The organism is Halopseudomonas bauzanensis (assembly GCF_900114735.1).
Lineage (GTDB): Bacteria > Pseudomonadota > Gammaproteobacteria > Pseudomonadales > Pseudomonadaceae > Halopseudomonas > Halopseudomonas bauzanensis.
The window spans coordinates 1,126,370-1,147,530 of sequence record NZ_FOUA01000001.1 but is presented as its reverse complement, the minus strand read 5'-3'; the positions used below and the strand labels follow the sequence as shown (position 1 = coordinate 1,147,530).

Below are 21,161 nucleotides of genomic sequence, written 5' to 3'. Positions count from 1 at the left end.
TGCAAAAAAGGAAGCTGCGGATTATACCCTGAAATCAGGGTGCCTTACCAGTTTGCCTGATTGTCAGTTCTCGGCAGTTGGTGTATGTCTTCTGCCCAGAAGCTCGCGCAGCTGCTGTTTTTCCTCGGCGATGAGTGGCGTGTGGGCCGACTTGTCGAGGAGGTGTTGGATCTGACGGTCGGTTTGTCTTGCCATCAGTGTAGTTATAGTGTCGAAAAACTGTTGTTCAAGGTTGGCACTGGCAATATTCAGTATCCATTCCTTCTCGGCCAGTCGATTGAGCTGCTCGCCGAGCGCGGTGCCATGCCATCTCGCCAGCAGTTCGATGGTCGATAGCTGCGGATTCTTCTGCAGGGTGTCGATCAGTGCGATCAGCAGCTGGGCTTCTTCGTCATCCTCATTGGCCAATTGGCTCGCCTGCTTGGCCAGCCCTGCCAGGTGCGGGTGATGCAGCAGGGTGCGGGTCGCGCTCATGACGGGGCTTTCCACGCCGCTGGTGTCGCGCTGGCGTTGGGGTTGGCGGCGGTTGCGGCTGGGGCGCGTAACTGGCGAGCTGTCCCAGTCGGGAGTCTCGTCGTACTGGCGCTCATAGCCTTCCCAGGCATCGTAACCCGGTTCCATGGGCGGTGCGCTGGTCGGCTCGACCGGTGGCGCTGCGGGCAGGCTGTCCAGATCCATGCCGGTGCGCGCTTCCAGGGACTGGCGCAGCAGGCGGCGGAGCAGGCTGCCGGGTACTTGCTCGATCAGGGGGAGCGCCAGGGTTGCCAGATGGGCCTTGCCCTCCAGGCTGTCCGGCGGTGCCTCCTCGGCCAGATGGCGGAACAGGTAGTCGGTCAGCGGCTGGGCCTGCTGCACCATGCGGGCGCGGAAGGCATCGTGTCCTTCGCTGCGGATCAGGCTGTCCGGGTCCTGGCCTTCGGGCAGGAACATGAAGCGCACATGGCGACCATCTTCCAGTGCCGGCAGACAGGATTGCAGGGCGCGCCAGGCAGCCTGACGGCCGGCGTTATCGCCATCGAAGCAGAACACGACGCTGTTGACGATGCGAAACAAGCGCTTCAGATGCTCTTCGCTGGTCGCTGTGCCCAGGGTGGCGACGGCATTGGTCACGCCATGCTGCGCCAGAGCGATCACATCCATGTAGCCTTCCACGACCAGAATGTCGTCCAGTTGCCTGTTCTGCTTGCGCGCCTCGTACAGCCCATAGAGTTCGCGACCCTTGTGGAACACCGGGGTCTCGGGCGAGTTGAGGTACTTCGGCTTGTCGTCGCCCAGAACTCGGCCGCCGAAACCGATTACCCGCCCGCGGCTGTCGCGAATGGGGAAGGTGATGCGGTCGCGGAAGCGATCGTAGCGCTTGCCACTGTCGGGATTCTCCACCACCAGGCCGGCTTCGATCAGTACCTTTTCCTCGGTATTATCGGTGGCCAGGTGGCCCATCAGGTTGTTCCAGCCGGGCGGTGCAAAGCCGATATCGTACAGCTTGGCTATCTGGCCGGTGAGCCCGCGTTGCTGCAGGTAATCCACGGCGCGCTTGCGCTGGGCATGGTGGCGCAGCTGCTGGCGATAAAAGGCAGCGGCGTTCTCCAGTACCGGGTACAGCGGGCTGTCCTGGCGTGACGGGCGGTTGCCGCCGCGACGGTCGCTGCGCTCTTCGCGGGGTACCTCCACGCCAGCCTGGCGGGCGAGCTCTTCCACTGCCTGGGGAAAGTCCAGGCGTTCGAAGTCCATCAGAAAGCCGATGGCATTGCCCCCGGCGCCGCAGCCGAAGCAATAGTAGAACTGCTTGTCGGGGCTGACGCTGAACGAAGGCGACTTTTCGTTGTGGAAGGGGCACAGCGCGGAGTAGTTCTTGCCGGTCTTCTTGAGTTTCAGGCGCGAGCCGACCACTTCGACCACGTCGGTGCGTCCAAGAAGATCGTCAATGAAACCCTGCGGGATCAGCCCGGCCATGCATGCTGCCTTGCAAAAATGGGGTGGATATTCGGGGTTGGCCCTGAGTCTGCCACAACGGGAACAGGCGTTGGAGCAGGCGGCTATCGGGGCGTGATGATAGCACACGCAGGCAGCACAAAAATCCAGCCATTTCCAGTAATACCAGAAGGCCGGACCAGTGTGCGCTTATTACTTCTGTCCTTATGCCGCTGCGTGGTGCACGCTCGGCGGGCCTGGGATCAGGCCCTGCAGGACATTACAACTGAACTCAGTACAGACGCTCGCGGCGACGGTTTTCGCGCTGCAGCTTCTTGGCGTGACGCTTGACAGCAGCAGCTGCCTTACGCTTGCGCTCGGTAGTGGGCTTCTCGTAGAACTCGCGACGGCGGACTTCAGCCAGGACGCCAGCTTTTTCGCAGGAGCGCTTGAAACGACGCAGGGCCACGTCGAAGGGTTCGTTCTCTTTTACTTTGACGGCAGGCATTTCGTACCTTTCTCAAAAACTGTGGGTAATAGCCCTGACCGTGATCAGAGCGATTGCATTTCAAGGGGAGCGGATGTTACCGCCTTCGGAGAAGAAATGCAAAGGGAGGATGCGTTTGAGGAATCCTCCGTGGCGTGGCGGGGCGATGGTCAGGAAAGGCTGGTCTGAGTGAAGCATGGGCATTATCATGCACGCCTCTTTTCCAAGCTGACCGGCAAACCTGATTCCATGCGTGTTCTGGGTATTGAAACCTCCTGTGATGAAACCGGCGTTGCGCTGTACGACAGCGAGCGCGGCCTGCTGGCGGATGCTCTGTTCAGCCAGATCGACCTGCACCGCATCTATGGTGGCGTGGTGCCGGAGCTGGCGTCGCGGGATCATGTGAAGCGGCTGGTGCCACTGGTGCGTGAAGTGCTGGAGCGTGCCGGTGTGGCGGAGGGCGAAGTGGATGGTATCGCCTATACCGCCGGGCCCGGACTGGTCGGTGCGCTGCTGGTCGGGGGTGCCTTCGCCCGAGCCTTGGCGTTCGCCTGGCAGGTGCCGGCGCTGGGTGTACACCATATGGAAGGCCATCTGCTGGCGCCCATGCTGGAAGACCGACCACCGGAATTTCCCTTCGTTGCGCTGCTGGTGTCCGGCGGGCATACCCAACTGGTACGGGTCGATGGCATCGGTCAGTATCAATTGCTGGGCGAATCCCTGGATGACGCGGCGGGCGAAGCGTTCGACAAAACGGCCAAGCTCATGGGGCTGCGTTACCCGGGCGGCCCGGAAATCGCCCGCTTGGCCGAGCAGGGGCAGTCGGGCCGGTTCGTCTTTCCTCGACCGATGACCGATCGCCCCGGTCTGGATTTCAGTTTCAGTGGCCTCAAGACCTTCACCCTGAATACCTGGCAGCGCTGTGTCGCGGAGGGGGATGACGGGGAGCAAACCCGCAGTGATGTCGCTCTGGCCTTTGAGCAGGCGGTAGTCGAGACCCTGACCATCAAGTGCCGGCGCGCGCTCAAGGCCACTGGCCTGAAGCGGCTCGTGATCGCGGGGGGCGTCAGCGCCAATCGACGCCTGCGCGCCTCCCTTGAACAGATGGCCGGGGGGCTGAAGGGTGAACTCTTTTATGCTCGCACGGAATTCTGCACCGATAACGGCGCGATGATCGCCTACGCCGGTTGCCAGCGGCTGATGGCCGGGCAGCAGGATGGGGTGGGGCTGGAAGCACGTGCCCGCTGGCCGCTGGAGCAGTTGCCGTCTATCGTCAATTGATCAGGACCTGAAACGGTTTTCGGTGCCGGCCAGCAGCCGACCGATGTTCAGCCGGTGGCGCAGCAGAATGATCAACACCATGAGGCTGACCGGTATCTGCAGCTCGGGGCTGTGCCAGGCCAGCCAGGGCAGCAGCACGACGCAGGCGACGAGCGAGGCGAGGGAGGCGATGCTGCGGATGGCAAAGGCGCCGAGCCAGGCCAGCGCCGCCACAGCGGCTGCCGGCCATGACAGAAGTAGCAATACACCGGCGGCAGTGGCTACGCCCTTGCCGCCCTGGAATCGGTGATACAACGGCAGGATATGGCCGATCACTGCCGCGAGCCCCACCCAGGCCTGCTGGACCGGTTCCAGCCCTTCGTGCCGGGCCAGCCAGACAACCAGGGCGCCCTTGCCCATGTCGCCCAGCAGGGTGGCCAGGGCCAGCGGGCGATTGCCCAGGCGCAGCATGTTGCTGGCCCCCGGGTTGCGTGAGCCGAAACTGCGTGGATCAGGTTGATGGCGCAGGCGGGCAAGCAGCACAGCGAAGGAAATCGAGCCGAGCAGGTAGGCCACACACAGCAACAGATTGAATTCGATGGTCATGGTGCCCCTGGCCGGGTTGATCGAAAGGCCATTGTAGTCGACATGGGAGAAAACGGTGGATCAGGTGTTCATCAGGGGGTTGGAAGTCGAGACGGTGATCGGCGTCTACGATTGGGAGCGCGGCATCCGCCAGCGCCTGCTATTCGACCTGGACATGGCCTGGGATATCCGCGCGGCTGCCGCGCAGGATGACCTGAGTCTGACGCTGGATTACGCCGCGGTCAGCCAGCGCTTGCTGACGTACGTGTCAGCGACCGACTTCGAACTGATCGAGTCGCTGGCCGAGCGGGTTGCCGCCCTGGTGATGAGCGAGTTCAGTGTGCCCTGGCTGCGGTTGACCGTCACCAAACCCGGCGCAGTGAAGGAAGCTGCCGGCGGCGTCGGGGTGGTCATCGAACGTGGAACCCGCAGCGCATGACAGTCATCTACCTGGGCCTGGGCAGCAATACCGACCGCGAGCACCATCTGCGCCGCGGGTTGGATGCCCTGGAGCAGTTGCTGGGGCCGCTGGAACTGTCCCCGGTGTTTGAAAGCGATGCGGTGGGTATTCTCGGCACGCGTTTCTATAATCTGGTGGTCGGGGCGCAGTGCCAGCTGGATCTGGTTGACCTGAACGCTGCGCTCAAGGCTATCGAGGCCGCATGCGGCCGCCGCGAGCAGACCTCGCCCGGGCGGATTACCCTGGATATCGATATTCTGCTGTACGGTGAGCTGGCCGGGCGACACGACGGTGTGCTGCTGCCGCGCCCGGAGACCCGCCGCAATGCCTTTGTGCTCTGGCCCCTGGCATTGCTGGCTCCGGCGGTGGTGTTGCCAGGCAGTGATACAACCATCGCCACGTTGTGGAGCGAGTGGCGCGGCGAACAGAAGGTCTGGCCGGTGGCTTTCGAGTGGCACGGTCAGACGCTGACGCCTGCTTGGCTGCTGCGTCAGCAGCTGCCCTCTGCCGATCCTGCTCCCGGTAGCGGCGCGGCCTGAACCCTTGTGTCGAGATGGCACTCGACACTCCATAGACCGCTGCGCCGACGCGACTTGCCTTGTGTCAGGAATGCACGGAGTGGCTGCGGGGAGTGGTACGAGGTGCTCGAACCTCCCAGAAGGTGATGGGCTGTCCCTGGGATCGTCGAGCATCAGCTCGATGAGCGTCTTGCCAGCAACTCCGACGCCGCCGTTTCAGTGTCAGCGGGCCGCTCGGCAATACTCCGCCAACAACCGCAGCCGCTCCTGTTCCAGCGCCGCACCCAGCTCCGCGCCCTTGAGTCCCTGTTCCAGTAATGTCTGGACATTGGCTGAGCGCGCCGCTTCGGCAGCACCCCGCAGGTAATCCGGCTGCGGGTATTCGCGCTGCGCCAATCCCGTACGACCACGGGCATCGGCCTCGCATGCACCGAGGAACTGCTCGAACCGCTCCGGCCGGCGATAGATGTCGAAGGCCTTGAACAGCTTGAGCAGGGTACCGGGCTTGAGTTCCAGGGCGCGGTGGCAGTGGGTATGGAACTCGCAGGTCAGTAGCGCCAGCTCCTGACAATCGCGCGGCGCCTTGCAGCGCTGGTTGATGGCCTTGACCGCCGCCAGCCCCGAGTTTTCATGCCCGTGGTGCTTGGGCCAGAACCGTTCCGGTGTGCGGCCCTTGCCCAGATCATGCAGCAGACAGGCCCAGCGCGCGGGCAACGGCAACGCCATCTCGGCGGCCTGGCGCAGTACCAGCAGCACATGCTCGCCGGTATCCACTTCGGGATGATGCGCCTCGGGTTGCGGCACGCCGAACAGGCAATCCACCTCCGGCAGCAGCACGGCCAGTGCGCCACATTCGCGCAGTACGCGGATAAAGACATCGGGCCGGGTTTCCATCAGCGCACGGCTGATCTCTTTCCAGGTGCGCTCGGCGGTCAGTGCCTGCAACTCGCCGGATTCCGCGAGTTCGCGCATCAGTTGCAGGGTCTCGTCGGCAACGCGAAAACCCAGCGGCGTATAGCGTGCGGCGAAACGAGCCACTCGTAGCACCCGCAAGGGGTCTTCGGCGAAGGCGGGGGACACGTGGCGCAGCAGTCGAGCCTGCAGATCCTGCTGGCCACCGTAGGGGTCGACCAGCTGGCCAGTGCTGTCCATGGCCATGGCATTGATGGTCAGGTCCCGCCGCTGCAGGTCCTGCTCCAGGGTAATGTCGGGCGTGGCATGGAAGGTGAAACCGCCATAGCCGCGACCGCTTTTGCGCTCAGTGCGGGCCAGCGCGTACTCTTCGCTGGTCTGTGGATGCAGAAACACCGGAAAGTCCTGGCCGACCGGGCGAAACCCGGCCGCGACCATCTGTTCGGGCGTGGCGCCGACCACGACCCAGTCATGTTCATGCCAGGGCACGCCCAGCAGCTGATCGCGGACCGCGCCGCCGACCAGGTAAGTAGTGAGATCTGTTTTCATGGCGCGACTCTAAGTCATTGTGCCCGGCAGGCCAAGACACCGCTGCCAGCAGCTGCGCTTCGAGGACTCAGGGGCCCGCCACCAACTGGCTGGCTCAGATAGGCGGAATATTCATGTCGAAGCGGGGAATGGCCTGCTCGCCACTGGCCGGGCGGGGCGGCATATGGGACTCGCTCTTGACGACATCGCCTTCCATGCTCAGCAGGTGGATGTCGAAGCCCCACAGGCGATGCAGATGTTTCAGCATGCGTTCGGTGGTTTCACCCAGAGGCTTGCCTTCGTGTCGCTGGTGGCGCAGGGACAAGGAGCGGTCGCCACGGCGGTCAACCTCCCATACCTGGATATTCGGTTCGTTGTTGCCTAGGTTGTACTGTGCGGCCAGCAATTCACGAACCCGGCGGTAACCGGCATCATCATGAATCGCGGCCACCTCCAGATGGTCGTCCTTCTCGTCATCGATGATGGCGAACAGCTTGAGGTCGCGGATCACCTTGGGCGACAGGTATTGCAGGATGAAGCTTTCATCCTTGAAGGTGCGCATGGCGAACTTCAGGGTTTCCAGCCAGTCACTGCCGGCAATATCCGGGAACCAGTCACGATCCTCGGCAGTAGGGTTTTCGCAGATGCGGCGGATATCCTGCATCATGGCAAAACCGAGGGTATAGGGGTTGATGCCGCTGAACCACTGGCTGTCGAAGGGCGGCTGGTAGATGACGCTGGTGTGCGACTGCAGGAACTCCATCATGAAGCCATCGGTGACCTTGCCCTCGTCATACAGATGATTGAGCAGGGTGTAATGCCAGAACGTGGCCCAACCCTCGTTCATTACCTGGGTCTGGCGCTGCGGGTAGAAGTACTGCGCTACCTTGCGCACGATGCGTACCACCTCGCGCTGCCAGGGCTCCAGCAGGGGCGCGTTCTTCTCGATGAAGTACAGCAGGTTCTCCTGCGGCTCGGCCGGATAGCGTGGCTCCTCATGCTGCTTGTTATTGGCATCGGGGCTGGTCGGAATAGTGCGCCACAGGTCGTTGACCTGGCGCTGCAGATATTCTTCGCGCTCCTGCTGGCGGCGGCGTTCCTCTGCGGCGGATACAGGGTAGGGGCGCTTGTAGCGGTCCACGCCGTAGTTCATCAGCGCATGGCATGAGTCGAGCAGGTTTTCCACGGCGTCGATGCCATGGCGCTCCTCGCACTGGCTGATGTACTGCTTGGCGAAGACCAGGTAATCGATGATCGAGCCGGCATCGGTCCAGCTGCGAAACAGGTAGTTGCCCTTGAAGAAGGAGTTATGGCCATAACAGGCGTGGGCGATCACCAAGGCCTGCATGGTCATGGTGTTCTCTTCCATCAGGTAGGCGATGCACGGGTCGGAGTTGATCACGATCTCGTAGGCCAGGCCCATCTGCCCGCGCTGGTAGTGCTTTTCGGTATGCAGGAAATGCTTGCCGTAGGACCAGTGGTGATAGCCCAGTGGCATGCCTACCGAAGCATAGGCATCCATCATCTGCTCGGCGGTGATCACTTCGATCTGGTTGGGATAGGTGTCCAGGCAGTAGATGTCATGGGCAATGCGGCCAATCTCGCGGTCATATTCGCGGATCAGCTCGAAGGTCCATTCCGATTCGGTGGAAATGGGCTGACGGGTCATGTGGCCATCCTCTTCTGGAACAGCTTGCGGAACACCGGATAGATATCCCCCGCATCCACGATCTGCTGTTGGGCGAAGCTGTCCGGGAAATGCTCGGCAACCTGTTCATATTCATACCACAGCGCCTGATGCTCGCGCGGGGTGATCTCCACATAGCAGTAGTACTGCATGGCCGGCATGAGCTGGCGGACCAGCAGTTCGCGGCAGATCGGCGAGTCATCGTTCCAGTTGTCGCCATCGGAGGCCTGGGCGCAGTAGATGTTCCACTCGGCGGGTGAATAGCGATCGGCGATGATCTGCTGCATCATCCGCAGGGCGCTGGAAACAATGGTGCCGCCGGTTTCCCGGGAGTAGAAGAATTCCTCCTCATCCACTTCCTTGGCGCTGGTGTGGTGGCGGATGAAGACCACCTCGATGCGCTCGTAGTTACGCTGCAGAAAGAGATAGAGCAGGATGTAAAAACGCTTGGCGATGTCCTTGGTGGCCTGGGTCATCGAGCCGGAGACATCCATCAGGCAGAACATCACTGCCCGTGAGCTGGGGTCGGGTTGCTTGACCAGCAGGTTGTAGCGCAGGTCGAAGGTATCGAGAAAAGGAACTCGGTCGATTCGGGCGCGCAGCTGTTCTATTTCCTCCTCCAGCGCTTTGATGTCCAGCAGGTTGTCCGGCTGCTGCTGGTGCAACAGCTCCAGCTCTTTGACCGCCTCGCGCAGCCGGGCGCGGCTGCCGCCGGACAGGGCGATCCGCCGGGCATGTGCCGAGCGCATGGAGCGGACAATATTGATGCGCGACGGATTACCCTGCTGGCTGATGCCGGCCCGCACCGTGCGGAAAGTGTCGGTACCGGTCAAGTGACGCTTGATCAGGTTGGGCAGGGCCAGATCCTCGAACATGAAGTCGAGGAACTCTTCCTGGGTGATCTGAAAGACGAAGTCATCTTCTCCTTCACCGGAATTGCCGGCCTGACTGCCACCTCCACCGCCGCCACCCCCGCTTTCGGGGCGGGCGATACGGTCGCCGGTAGAGAATTCGCGGTTGCCGGGAAAGACCCGGGTCTGCCGGCCTCCTGGACCGTGGTGGAAAATCGGTTCGTCGATATCCCGGCCGGGGATGCTGATCTGCTCCCCATGCTCGATATCAGTAATAGAGCGGCGGCCTACCGCCTCTTCCACTGCCTTCTTGATATGCGCCTTATAGCGGCGCAGAAAGCGTTGGCGGTTGACCGTGCTCTTGTTCTTGCCGTTCAGACGACGGTCGATCACATAACTCATAGGCCCCTCCGGGGTAGCTCGCGGCTGCCATTACTGCGCTTTGCGTACCCGCAGATACCATTCCGACAACAGGCGCACCTGCTTCTCGGTATACCCTCGTTCGACCATCCGGGTGACGAAGTCGTTGTGTTTTTTCTGATCCTCGGTGGATGCCTTGGCATTGAAACTGATGACCGGCAGCAGGTCCTCGGTATTGGAGAACATCTTCTTCTCGATCACGACGCGCAACTTCTCGTAAGACAGCCAACTGGGATTCTTGCCGTTGTTGTGGGCGCGGGCGCGCAGCACGAAGTTGACGATCTCGTTGCGGAAGTCCTTGGGATTACTGATGCCTGCGGGCTTCTCGATCTTCTCCAGCTCTTCGCTGAGAGCGGCGCGGTCGAGAATCTCGCCGGTATCCGGATCGCGGTATTCCTGATCCTGAATCCAGAAATCGGCATAGAGTACATAGCGGTCGAAGATGTTCTGACCGTATTCGCTGTAGGACTCAAGGTAGGCGGTCTGGATTTCCTTGCCGATGAATTCGACGTAGCGCGGTGCCAGGTATTCCTTGAGGAAGCGCAGGTAGCGCTCGCTGACCTCGGCCGGGAACTGCTCCTGTTCGATCTGCTGCTCCAGTACATACAACAGGTGCACCGGGTTGGCCGCCACCTCGGTATTGTCGTAGTTGAAGACCTTGGACAGGATCTTGAAGGCGAAGCGGGTGGACAACCCGGTCATGCCCTCGTCGACCCCGGCGGTGTCACGATACTCCTGGATCGATTTGGCCTTGGGATCGGTGTCCTTCAGGTTTTCGCCGTCATAGATGCGCATCTTCGAGTAGACGTTGGAGTTTTCCGGCTCCTTGAGCCGCGACAGGGCGCTGAACTGGGCCAGCATCTTCAGGGTATCGGGTGCGCAGTGGGCGCTGGCCAGCGAGCTGTTGGTCAACAGTTTCTGGTAGATCTGGATCTCATCGCTGACGCGCAGGCAGTAGGGCACCTTGACGATATAGATTCGGTCGATGAAAGCTTCGTTGTTCTTGTTATTGCGGAAGGTATGCCATTCCGATTCGTTGGAGTGAGCCAGGATCACGCCGTTGAAGGGAATGGCGCCGAGACCTTCGGTGCTGTTGTAGTTGCCTTCCTGGGTGGCCGTCAGTAACGGGTGCAGCACCTTGATCGGAGCCTTGAACATCTCGACGAATTCCATCAGGCCCTGGTTGGCCCGGCACAGGGCGCCGGAATAGCTGTAGGCATCCGGGTCATTCTGCGGAAACTCTTCCAGCTTGCGGATATCCACCTTGCCCACCAGCGCGGAGATGTCCTGGTTGTTCTCGTCACCCGGCTCGGTCTTGGCAATGGCAATCTGCTGCAGAATCGAGGGGTACAGCTTGACCACCCGGAACTGGCTGATATCGCCGTTGAATTCATGCAGGCGCTTGACCGCCCAGGGCGACATGATGCCATTCAGGTAACGCGACGGAATACCGAAGTCCTCTTCGAGGATATGGGCATCCTCGGCGGCATTGAACAGTCCCAGGGGCGACTCGAACACCGGTGAGCCCTTGATCGCGTAGAAGGGCACCTGTTGCATCAACGCCTTGAGCTTTTCTGCGATGGACGACTTACCGCCGCCAACCGGCCCGAGCAGATAAAGAATCTGTTTCTTTTCCTCCAGCCCCTGGGCGGCATGCTTGAAGAACGACACGATGTGCTCGATGGCGTCTTCCATGCCATGGAAATCGGCGAAGGCTGGATAGCGTTTGATCACCTTGTTGGAGAAAATCCGGGACAGCCGCGGGTCCATGGAGGTATCGATCAGCTCCGGCTCGCCAATGGCTGTTAGCAGGCGCTCGGCGCTGGAGGCGTAGGTCATGGGGTCCGACTTGCACAGATCCAGATAGTCCTGCAGGGACATTTCCTCCTGCTGGGTGGTCTCGAATCGATTCTGAAAATGGCTGAATATACTCATGACATGACCTCGCTGTTACTGAAAAAGAGGTTCGGGGCTTCCGAATCGGAGCCCATCTGCCACGCAGCGAAGGGCGAAGATGATGGCATGCGCAAATCCCCCGTTACCGCCTGTCAGACAAGGCCCGGGAAGTGGGTCGACGGCAGCTTGTGCTGCGGTACGACATGCTCCCCTTGTTATCAGAAGCCGGCAGACCGGCTTTACTTTAGGGAACCTCCGGGAAACGATTGCGCTCGGTCATCTTGCGTGGATATCGAACCGGGACTCGCCGTGTCGAATGCTCAATGACTACACTCGCTGCGCTTCTCAGAGACTCCTGGAATTGTTGCCTTGCTTTCAGGATAGTTGGTTTGTACGTGGGTGACAGAAGATGTGAGAAAAATTTTGCAGGCGCAGGGCTGGAATGGGATCAGCCGCGGCTGACGAGGGCGGGAAATTGCTGCTGCCACAGCTCGAAACCGCCATCCAGGCTGTACACCTGGCTGAAGCCGATGCCGGCCAGCCAGGCGGCGGCCTGTTGACTGGAATTGCCATGGTAGCAGCACACCACCAGCGGCTGCTGACGATCGGCGGTGGCGACAAATTGCTGGACGTTGTCGTTATCCAGGCGCTGGGCTCCGCTGATATGCCCGGCCTGGTAGCTTTGCGGGTCGCGAATATCCACCACGCAGGCGTCGGCGTCCAGCAGTTGGGCTGCGGTATCGGGAGAAATACGCTGAAAGTCGCTCATGGCGGTGCTCCGTTGAAGTGATGGATCAAGGCTATGGCAGGCGTGGTACGCAGGTCAATGGTCGCAGTCGCATTGGCGCTTCTCGCCGGTATCCACATTCATCAGCGTCAGGCTGTTGCCCCATACGCAGCCGGTATCCAACGCATGGATGCCGGGCACTGTCACCTTGCCTTCCAACGCAGCCCAGTGGCCAAAGATGATGCCTATGGTGGGATCGCGGCGGGGCAGGGTGAACCAGGGGGCATACCCTTTCGGGGGCTGATCGGGGGTATCCTTGGACTTGAAGTCCAGGGTGCCATCAGCGCGGCAGAAGCGCATGCGGGTCAGGTAATTGGTGATCGCCCGCAGGCGCTTGACGCCATCCAGTTCTGGGCTCCAGCACGCCGGCTCGTTGCCGTACATCTGATCGAGAAACCAGGGCAGTTGCTGGTCGCAGCGCAGTACCGCCTCGACCTCGGCTGCCAGGACAAGCGTCTCCTGCGGGCTCCAGATCGGTGGTATGCCGGCGTGGGTCATGATCAGGCCCCGCTGGGTATCCATGTGGGCAAGGGGGCGCTGGCGCAGGTTGTCTAGCAGCCTTTCCCGATCCGGTGCCTGCAGGGTTGGCAGTAGGGTGTCGGATTTGCGCAGGCGTTTGGCATCGTAGGCCGCAGCCAGCAGGTGCAGGTCATGATTGCCCAGTACGCTGATGCAGGCGTTGCCCAGACTATCCAGGTACCGCAGGGTATCAAGGGAGGCCGGGCCGCGGTTGACCAGATCGCCAACACACCAGAGCGTATCGCGCGACGGTGTGAAGTCGACTTCCTGTAACAGGCATTGCAGCGGCTTGAGACAGCCCTGGATATCTCCCACAGCATAGACGGTCATGCGGTACCTCAGTTGAGCGCGTTGGGTCTGGCCAAACGGAAGACCGCGACCGGCGCGCGAAATTCCTCCCCATTTGCACTGCGCATGCCATAGCTGCCTTGCATGCTGCCCACCGGGGTTTCCAGCAGACAACCACTGGTATAGGTGTAGCTGGCACCGGGCTCGATCAGTGGCTGCTCGCCCACCACACCCGGGCCGCGGACTTCCTGGACCTTGCCGTTGCCGTCGGTGATGACCCAGTGGCGATCGAGCAGTTGGGCGGCGACCTGGCCGGCATTGCGGATGGTGATGGTATAGGCAAAGGCGAAGCGGTTTTGCGCCGGGTCGGACTGCTCGTTCAGATAGCGTGTCTGCGCCTCGACCAGAATGTTCTGTAGCCGGGAATCAGTCATGGTCACGCTGCTCGCGAGCCAGGCGGTTGGCCAGCCGCACAAAGCCGGCCAGGTCGATCTGTTCCGGCCGCAGGGTCGGATCGATACCTTCGGCGGCGATGGCATCGGCATCGAGCAGGCCCTTGAGCGTGTTGCGCATCGTCTTGCGCCGCTGATTGAAGGCTTCACGGACGATCAGCTCCAGGACCTTGGGATCATCAGCGGGATGCGGCAGCACGGCATGGGGCGTCAGGCGCACGATCGCCGAGTCGACCTTGGGCGGCGGATTGAAGGCGCCGGGACCCACATCGAACAGATGCTCTACCTGGCAATGGTACTGCACCATGATGCCCAGGCGGCCGTAATGATTCATGCCGGCGCCGGCAGCCAGGCGCTGCACCACTTCCTTCTGCAGCATGAAATGCATGTCGGCGATGCAGTCGGCCTGATTGAGCAGATGGAACATCAGCGGCGTGGAGATGTTGTACGGCAGGTTGCCGACCACCCGCAGTTTCTCACCCGGCTGGGCCAGGGAACGGAAATCGAACTTCAGCGCGTCGCCCTTGTGCAAGGTGAACTGCGGGTTGCCGCCGAAGCGGGCCTGCAGCAGCGGGTGCAGGTCATGGTCCAGCTCGACCACGTCGAGTCGGCCACCACTGGCGAGCAGACCTTCGGTCAGCGCACCCTGGCCCGGACCAATCTCGACCAGGTGCTGGCCTTCACGCGGGGCGATGCCACGCAGGATACGATTGATCACGCCGTGATCATGCAGGAAATTCTGACCGAAACGCTTGCGCGCCCGGTGTGGAGCAAATTCATTCATTGCCGGCCTCGGGCTTCGATCATGCTGATGGCGGTGTGCAGGGCGACCTTCAGGCTGCCTACGTCGACCTGTCCGGTGGCGGCCAGATCCAGCGCTGTGCCGTGATCGACCGAGGTGCGAATGATCGGCAGGCCCAGGGTGACGTTGACCGCCTGACCAAAGCCCTTGTGCTTGAGCACCGGCAGGCCCTGGTCGTGATACATCGCCAGTACCGCATCGGCCTGGTCGAGATGTTTGGGGGTGAACAGGGTATCGGCGGGCAGTGGACCATCCAGCTGCATGCCTTCATCGCGCAGGCGCTCCAGCAGCGGGATGATGATGTCGATCTCCTCGCGGCCCAGGTGCCCGCCTTCGCCGGCGTGTGGGTTCAGACCGCACACCAGGATGCGTGGCGCGGCGATGCCGAACTTGCTGCGCAGATCGTCGTGCAGGATGCGGATTACCCGTTCCAGCGCCTGCGGCGTAATGGCATCGGCCACCTCGCGCAGCGGCAGATGGGTGGTCGCCAGGGCCACGCGCAGGCCGGGGCAGGCCAGCATCATCACTACCTGCTCAGTGCCGGTCTGGTCAGCGAAGAACTCGGTGTGCCCGGAGAAGGGCACGCCGGCATCGTTGATCACGCCTTTGTGCACCGGCGCTGTCACTACCGCGGCGAACTGCCCGTCGATACAGCCCTGGCCACCCAGACGCAGGGTTTCCAGCACGTAGCGGGCGTTGGCCGGGTTCAGTTTGCCGGGCTGGCAGCCAGCCGCCAGGGGTACTGGCAACACACTGAGCTGGCCGGCCTGCTGCGCAGCCGGCGGGCGTGTCGGGTCGTAGGCTTGCAATTCGATGGCAAGGCCGAGCTGATGGGCACGCTCGGCAAGCAGGTCCGGATCGGCGATGACCACGCGCTCATGGGCACAGGGCTCACGGGCCAGCAGCAGACACAGATCGGGACCGATGCCGGCGGGTTCGCCGGCGGTCAGGGCAATGGCGGAAACAGTCACTTAGCTCTTGATCTCGACATAGGCTTCGTCACGAATCTCCAGCAGCCAGGTCTGCAGCTCCTCATCGAACTTGCGGTTCTGCAGCAGGTTGCGGGCTTGCTGCTCACGCATTTCATCGGTCATATCGACCTGCCGCTGACCTTCCACCTGCAGGATGTGCCAGCCGAACTGGCTCTGGAACGGCGCTGAGATCTGATTCTCCGGTGTTGAAGTCATGACCTCGCGGAACTCGGGGACCATGGCGTCGGCAGTCACCCAGCTGAGCGAGCCACCGTTGAGTGCCGAGCCCGGGTCTTCCGAGAAGGAGCGAGCCAGGGTGGCGAAGGATTCGCCGGCACGGATGCGCTCATACAGCCGCCCAATCAGCTGGGCGGCTTCTTCTTCGCTGCGGATTTCGCTGGGCTTGATCAGGATGTGGCGCACATTGAATTCGTCCACCAGCAGGTTGTCGCCGCCGCGCTTTTCCAGCAGCTTGAGAATGTGGTAACCAGCGGGGGAGCGCAGCGGTGCGGTAATCTCGCCAATCTCCAGATCGGCTACCGCATTGGCGAAGGTCGGAGGCAATTGGGCGGCCTTGCGCCAGCCCAGCTCACCGCCTTCCAGGGCGTGCTCACCACCGGAACGGCTGACCGCCAGGCGAGTGAAATCAGCGCCCTCGCTCAGTTCGCGGTGGATATCGCTGACAACCTCAGCTTGCTGGCGGGCCTCATCGCTGCTGGCGTTTTCCGACACCGGCAGCACGATCATGGCCAGGCGGTAATCGGCGGCGGTCTGATAGCGACCGACTTCGGAGTTGAGGAAGTTGCGCACTTCCTGATCACTGACCTGAATCCGCTCGGCCACCCGGCGCTGGCGCACCCGGTTGATGATCATTTCCCGGCGCACCTGTTCGCGTGCCTGGTTGTAGTTGATGCCGTCGCGATCGAGGGCGGCGCGAAACTGCTCCAGGGTTACCCCGTTGCGCTCGGCCAACTGCTGCATGGTCTGGTTGAGGCTGGCATCATCGATACGAATGCCGGCTCGCTCGCCCATCTGCAACTGGATGCTTTCCAGCACCAGACGGTCGATCACCTGGGTGCGCAGCACCTCTTCGGGAGGTAGTTCGGTACCCCTTTCGCTGAGTTGCTGACGGATGGTGTCCATCCGTTCTTCCACCTGGCTCTGCATGACCACGTCGTTATCGACGATGGCCGCGACCCGGTCCAATTCAACCATCTGGGCTTGCAGGCCAGTGCTGATCAGCAGACCGGCACACAGGCCGATGAGCTTGCGGTGTAGCTTAAAATGCATTGTTTTCACGCTCTCTGTAGCCAGGAATGCCTTCGTCCAGAAGACTGTCGACACGATTGCCGGTGACGCTGCCAAGTCCTTTGAGGACCACCTGCAGGAAGATGCCGCGGTTGCCCTCATCACGGGTAACCGACTCGAACTCGTTGTAATCGACCCAATAACGGTTGATGAAGCGGAGCTTCCAGCAGCAGCTGTCATACTCAAGACCGCCGAAGGCTTCCAGGGTTCGGTCTCCGGCGAAATCATGCTGCCAGCGGCCGATCATGCTCCACTGCGGGTTGAGCGGCCAGATAAAGGACATGTCGGATTGATCGATACGACGGTTCTCGTTTTCATTGAAGCGGCCGGTCAGGGCATTGAAGGTATTGGTCTCGTTGCGGAAGCGATAACCGGCGTTGATGACCTTGCGCGGCTCTGGTTGGTAATTGACCAGCAGGCTGCCCGCGTTGTTATTGTTTTCCTCCGGATCCCACAGCACATCGCTGCGCAGTTTCCAGGCGTCGCTGACCCGGTACATGAGCTCGGCTGCATAGGCGGAAGTGGAGTTGTCGTTCTCCTCGCGGCGCTGACCGTCGGTATTGAGCAGTTGAACGCGTTGATCCTCGAAATAGAAGATCTGCCCGAAACTGGCGCGGGCGCGTTCAACACCATTGCTCTCCAGCGCCCGGCTGGTCACACCCAGCGCCAGTTGGTTGGCATCGCCGGTGCGGTCGTTGCCGCTGAAGCGGTCGTCACGGAATAGCGAGTTATAGCTGAAGGTATTCTCGTTGGTGTCGAACAGCGGCTGATCACTTTGGTCGCGGTCCGGCGCATACAGATAGAAAGCGCGGGGCTCCAGGGTCTGCCGCAGATCCTTGCCGAACCAGCTGGTGTCACGGTCGAAATACAGGCCGGCGTCGAAACTGGCCACCGGAATGGTGCTGGAGGGGTTGGTATCGGCGTTGTCGTAATCGAAGAACAGGTCGGGGTTGGTGGCCACGTCGCGATGCTGGCGTTTGTCGAAATCCAGATCGTAATAGGTCGACTGCACGCGAGCCGCGGGGGTGAAGTAGCCCCAGCTGTTCTGCATCGGGTAGCTCAGGCGCGGGCTCAGGCTGACGCGATGGCCGGTGGCGCGCTGCAGGCCGATGAGGTTTTCATCGGGTGTCGAGATCGGACCGAAGGCATCAACGTGCACACCATTTTTGCCTTCCAGGAAGCCCCGGCCCAGATCCCGGTCGAAATAGGCGTACTCGGCCCGATAATCGAATTTCAGGCCGCTGTCGCCCAGCCAATGGGCACCATTTAGGCGCAACTGTGGCAGACGCTCATAGGGCGTGACCGAAGTGATGGTCGCCAGTTCATAGGCGTGCACCGCCGCCTGGAACTGCCAGCCGTTGCCCCGGTAGGTGACGGCGCCGCGCTGGTTGACATAGGTATCGCTGCGGGCATCCAGCGAGCTGTTCAGGTCCTGGAAATAGAACGGATCGCTGATGTCGAAGTACTCGACCTCGGTGGTCCAGCGACTTTGCAGCCCGCCCATGTGTTCCCAGCCATAGAGCCAGCGGTTGTCGTCGAACTCGCGGTCATCCAGGAAGGAGGCGCTGAGCTGGCCTTCGTGCCCCGGCTGCATGTAGCGGAACTCGCCTTCCATCTGCAGACCGCGCTTGCTCATCAGGCGAGGGTACAGGGTGGCGTCATAGTTCGGGGCGATGTTGATGTAGTAAGGCGTGACCAGTTCGGTGCCGTTGTCGGTCGAGTTGCTGATGGTAGGCGGCAGCAGACCGGTCTGGCGGCGGTCATCCAATGGGAAATAGATGTACGGGGTATAGAACACCGGTACATCCTTCACCTTCAGGGTCACATGCTTGGCTTCGCCCCAGCCTTTTTCCCGGTCCAGCTCGATATCATCACTGTGCAGGCTCCAGGCGTTGTTGCCTGGGGAGCAGGTGGTATAGCTGCCATCGGTCATGACGATGACGGCGTCGTCGCGGCGCATCAGCTTTTCGGCGCTGCCGCGGGCATTGGCGTCGTGGACGACATAGCGTACCTGCTCGATACGGGTTTCGCCGCTGTCGATCTGCATCTGAGCCCGATCACCCAGTACCAGCACACCCTGGTCGCGCAGGCGCACGTCGCCGTTCAGGCGGACCAGATTGTTGCCCTGATCGAAGCTGGCTTCATTGGCCTGGGCCTGGAGTCTGCCCTGCTGCAGCAAGACGTCGCCCTGCAGGGTGCCGGTCTGGTTGCGTTGTTCGAAGCTGCTGGAGTCGGCGCTGGCATAGACCGGGAGCTGGTCGAAGGGGGTGTTGTCATCCCGACCGGCCCGCGGCGGCTCGATGTAGTCGCCACTGCAATAGGGGGCGATGGCAGCCTGCTGGGCTTCGGTCAACTGGTCGCGGGGTACCCAATCCAGTTCGCTGAAGTCCGCCGTCTGCGGGCTGGCGGCGGGCTGGCGGATTTCACTGACGGCGCGTTCGGGCTCCGGCTCTGCTTCGGTGGTACGTACCACCGGCGTGCCGGGCCGCGGCGGCAGGTCCGCGGTGGCTTCGAGTGGCACACATACCCAGCCACCGCCGGCGCTGTCGGCGCGGCATTCGACCTGGCTGACCGCCAGGCTGGTAGCGGGTTGGGCCAGCAGGAGTCCGCTGGCCAGCAGCAGGGAGAAGGAGGGGCGAAACGGTGGTTTTGGGTAGGCCATTTGTCGTTATCCGGGATTCAGTCGGGCGTGCAGGCTCGCGATGACTCGGAAGCGTCTCCCTTGTGCGAGGCAATTGCAACATGCATGCTGCGTCTGCTTATCGAGATCGTGGATAATAAAGCATTGTTAGGCGCCAGAGCCAGTGCGGAAGCAGGAGACCCCAAGGTGGATGCAAGACGAAGTTTGTTGGAGGCTTGGTTGCCCGCGGCGTTGGCCGAGGCGCACCAGCAGCAGGGCTGGGCTCAGGTCGGTGCCGGCGAGCTGCAACCGGCCAGTGCCGATGCCAGTTTTCGCCGTTATTTTCGCTGGAGCGATGGGGCGCACAGCCTGATCATCATGGATGCGCCGCCGGAGCAGGAAGACGTGCGGCCATTTATCCGGATCGCCGGTTTGCTGGCCGCCGCCGGCGTGAAGACACCCGCCATTCTCGCCGCCGACCCGCAACAGGGCTTTCTGCTGCTGGAGGATCTGGGCGCGCGCACCTATCTGCAGAGTATCCAGGCCGGGGTGAGCGATGCTGAGCTGGAGCGGCTGTACGCCGGGGCCATCAGCGCCCTGGTGCGCTGGCAGGCCAGTAGTCGGCCGGGTGAGCTGCCCGAGTACGATGAAGCGGTATTGCGCCGTGAGCTGGCGCTGTTTCCTGATTGGTTTGTCGCCCGACATCTGCAGCATGAGCTGAATGCCGAGCAGCGGGCGGACTGGGAAACCTTGTGCACTACATTGCTGGACAGCCATCTGGCCGAGAACAAGGTCTTCGTGCATCGGGACTACATGCCGCGCAACCTGATGACGGCCCCGGGCGAGCCTGGTGTGCTGGATTTTCAGGATGCGTTGTACGGCCCAGCCAGTTATGACGTGACCTCGCTGTTTGCCGATGCCTTCTTCAATCTGCCGCTGGCCGAGCGTGAGCGCTGGATCGGCCGCTACTGGGAACAGGCGCGCGCAGCAGGTATCGGCTTGCCGGCGCACTTTGACACCTTTCTTGGTCAGTCCCGGCTGATGGGGGTGCAGCGTCACCTCAAGGTGCTGGGCATCTTCGCCCGCATCCGCTATCGCGATGGCAAGCCGCATTATCTGGAAGATGCACCGCGCTTCGTGCAATACCTGCGTGACGCCTGCGGCAGCGATGCGCGGCTGGCCCCGCTGAGCCGCTTGCTGGACAGTCTGGAGTTGTAATAGATGAAAGCAATGATCCTGGCGGCGGGCAAGGGCGAGCGTATGCGCCCACTGACCCTGCATACTCCCAAGCCGTTGCTGCCGGTGGCCGGAAAACCGCTGATCCAGTGGCATATCGAAGCCTTGCAACGGGCCGGACTGGGCCAGCTGGTGATCAACCACGCCTGGTTGGGGGAGCAGCTTGAAACGGCCTTCGGTGATGGTACCGCCCACGGCGTGCGGATCAGTTGGTCGGCCGAAGAGCAGCCACTGGAAACCGCCGGCGGTATCCTGCGCGCCCTGCCGTTGCTGGGTGAAGAGCCTTTCGTGCTGGTCAATGGCGATATCTGGACCGATTTCGACTTTTCCCGGCTGCAGTTGCCAACGGGCAAGCTGGCGCATCTGGTCTTGGTGGATAACCCGCCCTTCAAAGCCCATGGCGACTTCCTGCTGCGCGAAGGGGCAATCGTCAATCCCGCGAACGAGGCCGAGCGAAGCGCAGCCCTGACCTACAGCGGCATCGCGGTATTGTCGCCACGGCTGTTCGCTGGCTTGGCCGAGGGCCCGCAACCGCTGGCGCCGCTGCTGCGGGCCGCTGCCGAGCAGGGGCTGGTCAGTGGCGAAGCCCATGCTGGCAGCTGGATCGATGTCGGCACGCCGGAGCGGTTGCAGCAGGCCGATCTGCGGGCGCGGGAGCGCTGA

Annotated in this window: 19 protein-coding genes; 5 read left to right on the top strand and 14 right to left on the bottom strand. The window is 61.9% G+C overall.

What is annotated here, in order from left to right:
* Positions 1–63: 63 nt before the first annotated feature.
* Together dnaG and rpsU are read right to left on the bottom strand one after the other, a co-directional pair.
* Entirely contained in the window at positions 64–1,953 is a 1,890-nt protein-coding gene (gene dnaG / locus BM267_RS05340) for a DNA primase (protein ID WP_074777525.1), read from the bottom strand.
* Between the two features lie 250 nt (positions 1,954–2,203).
* Positions 2,204–2,419, bottom strand: a complete 216-nt coding sequence (gene rpsU, locus BM267_RS05335) for a 30S ribosomal protein S21 (protein WP_036989131.1) — start codon at positions 2,417–2,419, stop codon at positions 2,204–2,206.
* Between the two features lie 228 nt (positions 2,420–2,647).
* Here rpsU and tsaD point away from each other — a divergent pair, with 228 nt between their 5' ends.
* A complete protein-coding gene (gene tsaD / locus BM267_RS05330; RefSeq protein ID WP_036990157.1) occupies positions 2,648–3,679 on the top strand; it encodes a tRNA (adenosine(37)-N6)-threonylcarbamoyltransferase complex transferase subunit TsaD in 1,032 nt (343 codons plus the stop codon).
* On the opposite strand, the gene plsY is transcribed toward tsaD, so the two are convergent.
* Entirely contained in the window at positions 3,680–4,264 is a 585-nt protein-coding gene (plsY, locus tag BM267_RS05325) for a glycerol-3-phosphate 1-O-acyltransferase PlsY (RefSeq protein ID WP_036989132.1), read from the bottom strand.
* A gap of 55 nt (positions 4,265–4,319) precedes the next feature.
* On the opposite strand from plsY, the gene folB reads away from it, so the two are divergent.
* Together folB and folK are read left to right on the top strand one after the other, a co-directional pair.
* The gene (folB, locus tag BM267_RS05320) at positions 4,320–4,682 is read left to right on the top strand and encodes a dihydroneopterin aldolase (RefSeq protein ID WP_036989133.1); all 363 of its coding nucleotides are present in this window, start codon (positions 4,320–4,322) and stop codon (positions 4,680–4,682) included.
* Entirely contained in the window at positions 4,679–5,242 is a 564-nt protein-coding gene (gene folK / locus BM267_RS05315; protein WP_074777527.1) for a 2-amino-4-hydroxy-6-hydroxymethyldihydropteridine diphosphokinase, read from the top strand. Before folB ends, folK begins: the two co-directional genes overlap by 4 nt.
* Before the next feature lie 201 nt (positions 5,243–5,443).
* On the opposite strand, the gene BM267_RS05310 is transcribed toward folK, so the two are convergent.
* The 11 genes from BM267_RS05310 to BM267_RS05260 form a co-directional block, all read right to left on the bottom strand.
* The gene (locus tag BM267_RS05310) at positions 5,444–6,682 is read right to left on the bottom strand and encodes a multifunctional CCA addition/repair protein (RefSeq protein ID WP_074777528.1); all 1,239 of its coding nucleotides are present in this window, start codon (positions 6,680–6,682) and stop codon (positions 5,444–5,446) included.
* A gap of 94 nt (positions 6,683–6,776) precedes the next feature.
* Positions 6,777–8,330, bottom strand: coding sequence for a SpoVR family protein (locus BM267_RS05305; protein WP_074777530.1), 1,554 nt, complete (start codon positions 8,328–8,330; stop codon positions 6,777–6,779).
* Complete coding sequence (locus BM267_RS05300) at positions 8,327–9,601, bottom strand: YeaH/YhbH family protein (RefSeq protein WP_036989138.1); 1,275 nt, start codon at positions 9,599–9,601, stop codon at positions 8,327–8,329. Before BM267_RS05300 ends, BM267_RS05305 begins: the two co-directional genes overlap by 4 nt.
* A gap of 30 nt (positions 9,602–9,631) precedes the next feature.
* Positions 9,632–11,554, bottom strand: coding sequence for a PrkA family serine protein kinase (locus BM267_RS05295; RefSeq protein WP_036989139.1), 1,923 nt, complete (start codon positions 11,552–11,554; stop codon positions 9,632–9,634).
* A gap of 409 nt (positions 11,555–11,963) precedes the next feature.
* On the bottom strand, positions 11,964–12,284 hold the full coding sequence (glpE, locus tag BM267_RS05290; protein ID WP_074777532.1) for a thiosulfate sulfurtransferase GlpE: 321 nt from the start codon (positions 12,282–12,284) through the stop codon (positions 11,964–11,966).
* Between the two features lie 54 nt (positions 12,285–12,338).
* Positions 12,339–13,151 carry a symmetrical bis(5'-nucleosyl)-tetraphosphatase gene (locus tag BM267_RS05285; protein ID WP_074777534.1) on the bottom strand — a complete coding sequence of 271 codons (813 nt, stop codon included), beginning with the start codon at positions 13,149–13,151 and terminating at the stop codon, positions 12,339–12,341.
* An 8-nt stretch (positions 13,152–13,159) separates the two neighbouring features.
* Entirely contained in the window at positions 13,160–13,543 is a 384-nt protein-coding gene (gene apaG, locus BM267_RS05280) for a Co2+/Mg2+ efflux protein ApaG (RefSeq protein ID WP_036989142.1), read from the bottom strand.
* A complete protein-coding gene (rsmA, locus tag BM267_RS05275; RefSeq protein ID WP_074777536.1) occupies positions 13,536–14,345 on the bottom strand; it encodes a 16S rRNA (adenine(1518)-N(6)/adenine(1519)-N(6))-dimethyltransferase RsmA in 810 nt (269 codons plus the stop codon). The genes apaG and rsmA overlap by 8 nt, the downstream gene beginning before the upstream one ends.
* Positions 14,342–15,334: a 4-hydroxythreonine-4-phosphate dehydrogenase PdxA gene (pdxA, locus tag BM267_RS05270; RefSeq protein WP_074777538.1), complete on the bottom strand. Its 993-nt coding sequence runs from the start codon at positions 15,332–15,334 to the stop codon at positions 14,342–14,344. Before pdxA ends, rsmA begins: the two co-directional genes overlap by 4 nt.
* Positions 15,335–16,624 carry a peptidylprolyl isomerase gene (locus tag BM267_RS05265; protein WP_074777540.1) on the bottom strand — a complete coding sequence of 430 codons (1,290 nt, stop codon included), beginning with the start codon at positions 16,622–16,624 and terminating at the stop codon, positions 15,335–15,337.
* On the bottom strand, positions 16,614–19,304 hold the full coding sequence (locus tag BM267_RS05260; protein ID WP_074777542.1) for an LPS-assembly protein LptD: 2,691 nt from the start codon (positions 19,302–19,304) through the stop codon (positions 16,614–16,616). The genes BM267_RS05265 and BM267_RS05260 overlap by 11 nt, the downstream gene beginning before the upstream one ends.
* A gap of 84 nt (positions 19,305–19,388) precedes the next feature.
* Here BM267_RS05260 and BM267_RS05255 point away from each other — a divergent pair, with 84 nt between their 5' ends.
* Both BM267_RS05255 and murU read left to right on the top strand, forming a co-directional pair.
* Positions 19,389–20,480 (top strand): aminoglycoside phosphotransferase family protein, encoded by a 1,092-nt coding sequence (locus BM267_RS05255; protein WP_083392349.1) that lies wholly within the window; start codon positions 19,389–19,391, stop codon positions 20,478–20,480.
* Between the two features lie 3 nt (positions 20,481–20,483).
* Positions 20,484–21,161: an N-acetylmuramate alpha-1-phosphate uridylyltransferase MurU gene (gene murU / locus BM267_RS05250; RefSeq protein ID WP_074777545.1), complete on the top strand. Its 678-nt coding sequence runs from the start codon at positions 20,484–20,486 to the stop codon at positions 21,159–21,161.

What these genes read in the sequence shown, in the direction of transcription:
- dnaG (WP_074777525.1), bottom strand. Translation starts at nt 1,953, where the DNA reads ATGGCCGGGCTGATCCCGCAGGGTTTCATTGACGATCTTCTTGGACGC.
- rpsU (WP_036989131.1), bottom strand. Translation starts at nt 2,419, where the DNA reads ATGCCTGCCGTCAAAGTAAAAGAGAACGAACCCTTCGACGTGGCCCTG.
- tsaD (WP_036990157.1), top strand. Translation starts at nt 2,648, where the DNA reads ATGCGTGTTCTGGGTATTGAAACCTCCTGTGATGAAACCGGCGTTGCG.
- plsY (WP_036989132.1), bottom strand. Translation starts at nt 4,264, where the DNA reads ATGACCATCGAATTCAATCTGTTGCTGTGTGTGGCCTACCTGCTCGGC.
- folK (WP_074777527.1), top strand. Translation starts at nt 4,679, where the DNA reads ATGACAGTCATCTACCTGGGCCTGGGCAGCAATACCGACCGCGAGCAC.
- BM267_RS05310 (WP_074777528.1), bottom strand. Translation starts at nt 6,682, where the DNA reads ATGAAAACAGATCTCACTACTTACCTGGTCGGCGGCGCGGTCCGCGAT.
- BM267_RS05305 (WP_074777530.1), bottom strand. Translation starts at nt 8,330, where the DNA reads ATGACCCGTCAGCCCATTTCCACCGAATCGGAATGGACCTTCGAGCTG.
- BM267_RS05300 (WP_036989138.1), bottom strand. Translation starts at nt 9,601, where the DNA reads ATGAGTTATGTGATCGACCGTCGTCTGAACGGCAAGAACAAGAGCACG.
- BM267_RS05295 (WP_036989139.1), bottom strand. Translation starts at nt 11,554, where the DNA reads ATGAGTATATTCAGCCATTTTCAGAATCGATTCGAGACCACCCAGCAG.
- glpE (WP_074777532.1), bottom strand. Translation starts at nt 12,284, where the DNA reads ATGAGCGACTTTCAGCGTATTTCTCCCGATACCGCAGCCCAACTGCTG.
- BM267_RS05285 (WP_074777534.1), bottom strand. Translation starts at nt 13,151, where the DNA reads ATGACCGTCTATGCTGTGGGAGATATCCAGGGCTGTCTCAAGCCGCTG.
- apaG (WP_036989142.1), bottom strand. Translation starts at nt 13,543, where the DNA reads ATGACTGATTCCCGGCTACAGAACATTCTGGTCGAGGCGCAGACACGC.
- rsmA (WP_074777536.1), bottom strand. Translation starts at nt 14,345, where the DNA reads ATGAATGAATTTGCTCCACACCGGGCGCGCAAGCGTTTCGGTCAGAAT.
- BM267_RS05265 (WP_074777540.1), bottom strand. Translation starts at nt 16,624, where the DNA reads ATGCATTTTAAGCTACACCGCAAGCTCATCGGCCTGTGTGCCGGTCTG.
- BM267_RS05260 (WP_074777542.1), bottom strand. Translation starts at nt 19,304, where the DNA reads ATGGCCTACCCAAAACCACCGTTTCGCCCCTCCTTCTCCCTGCTGCTG.
- BM267_RS05255 (WP_083392349.1), top strand. Translation starts at nt 19,389, where the DNA reads ATGCTGCGTCTGCTTATCGAGATCGTGGATAATAAAGCATTGTTAGGC.
- murU (WP_074777545.1), top strand. Translation starts at nt 20,484, where the DNA reads ATGAAAGCAATGATCCTGGCGGCGGGCAAGGGCGAGCGTATGCGCCCA.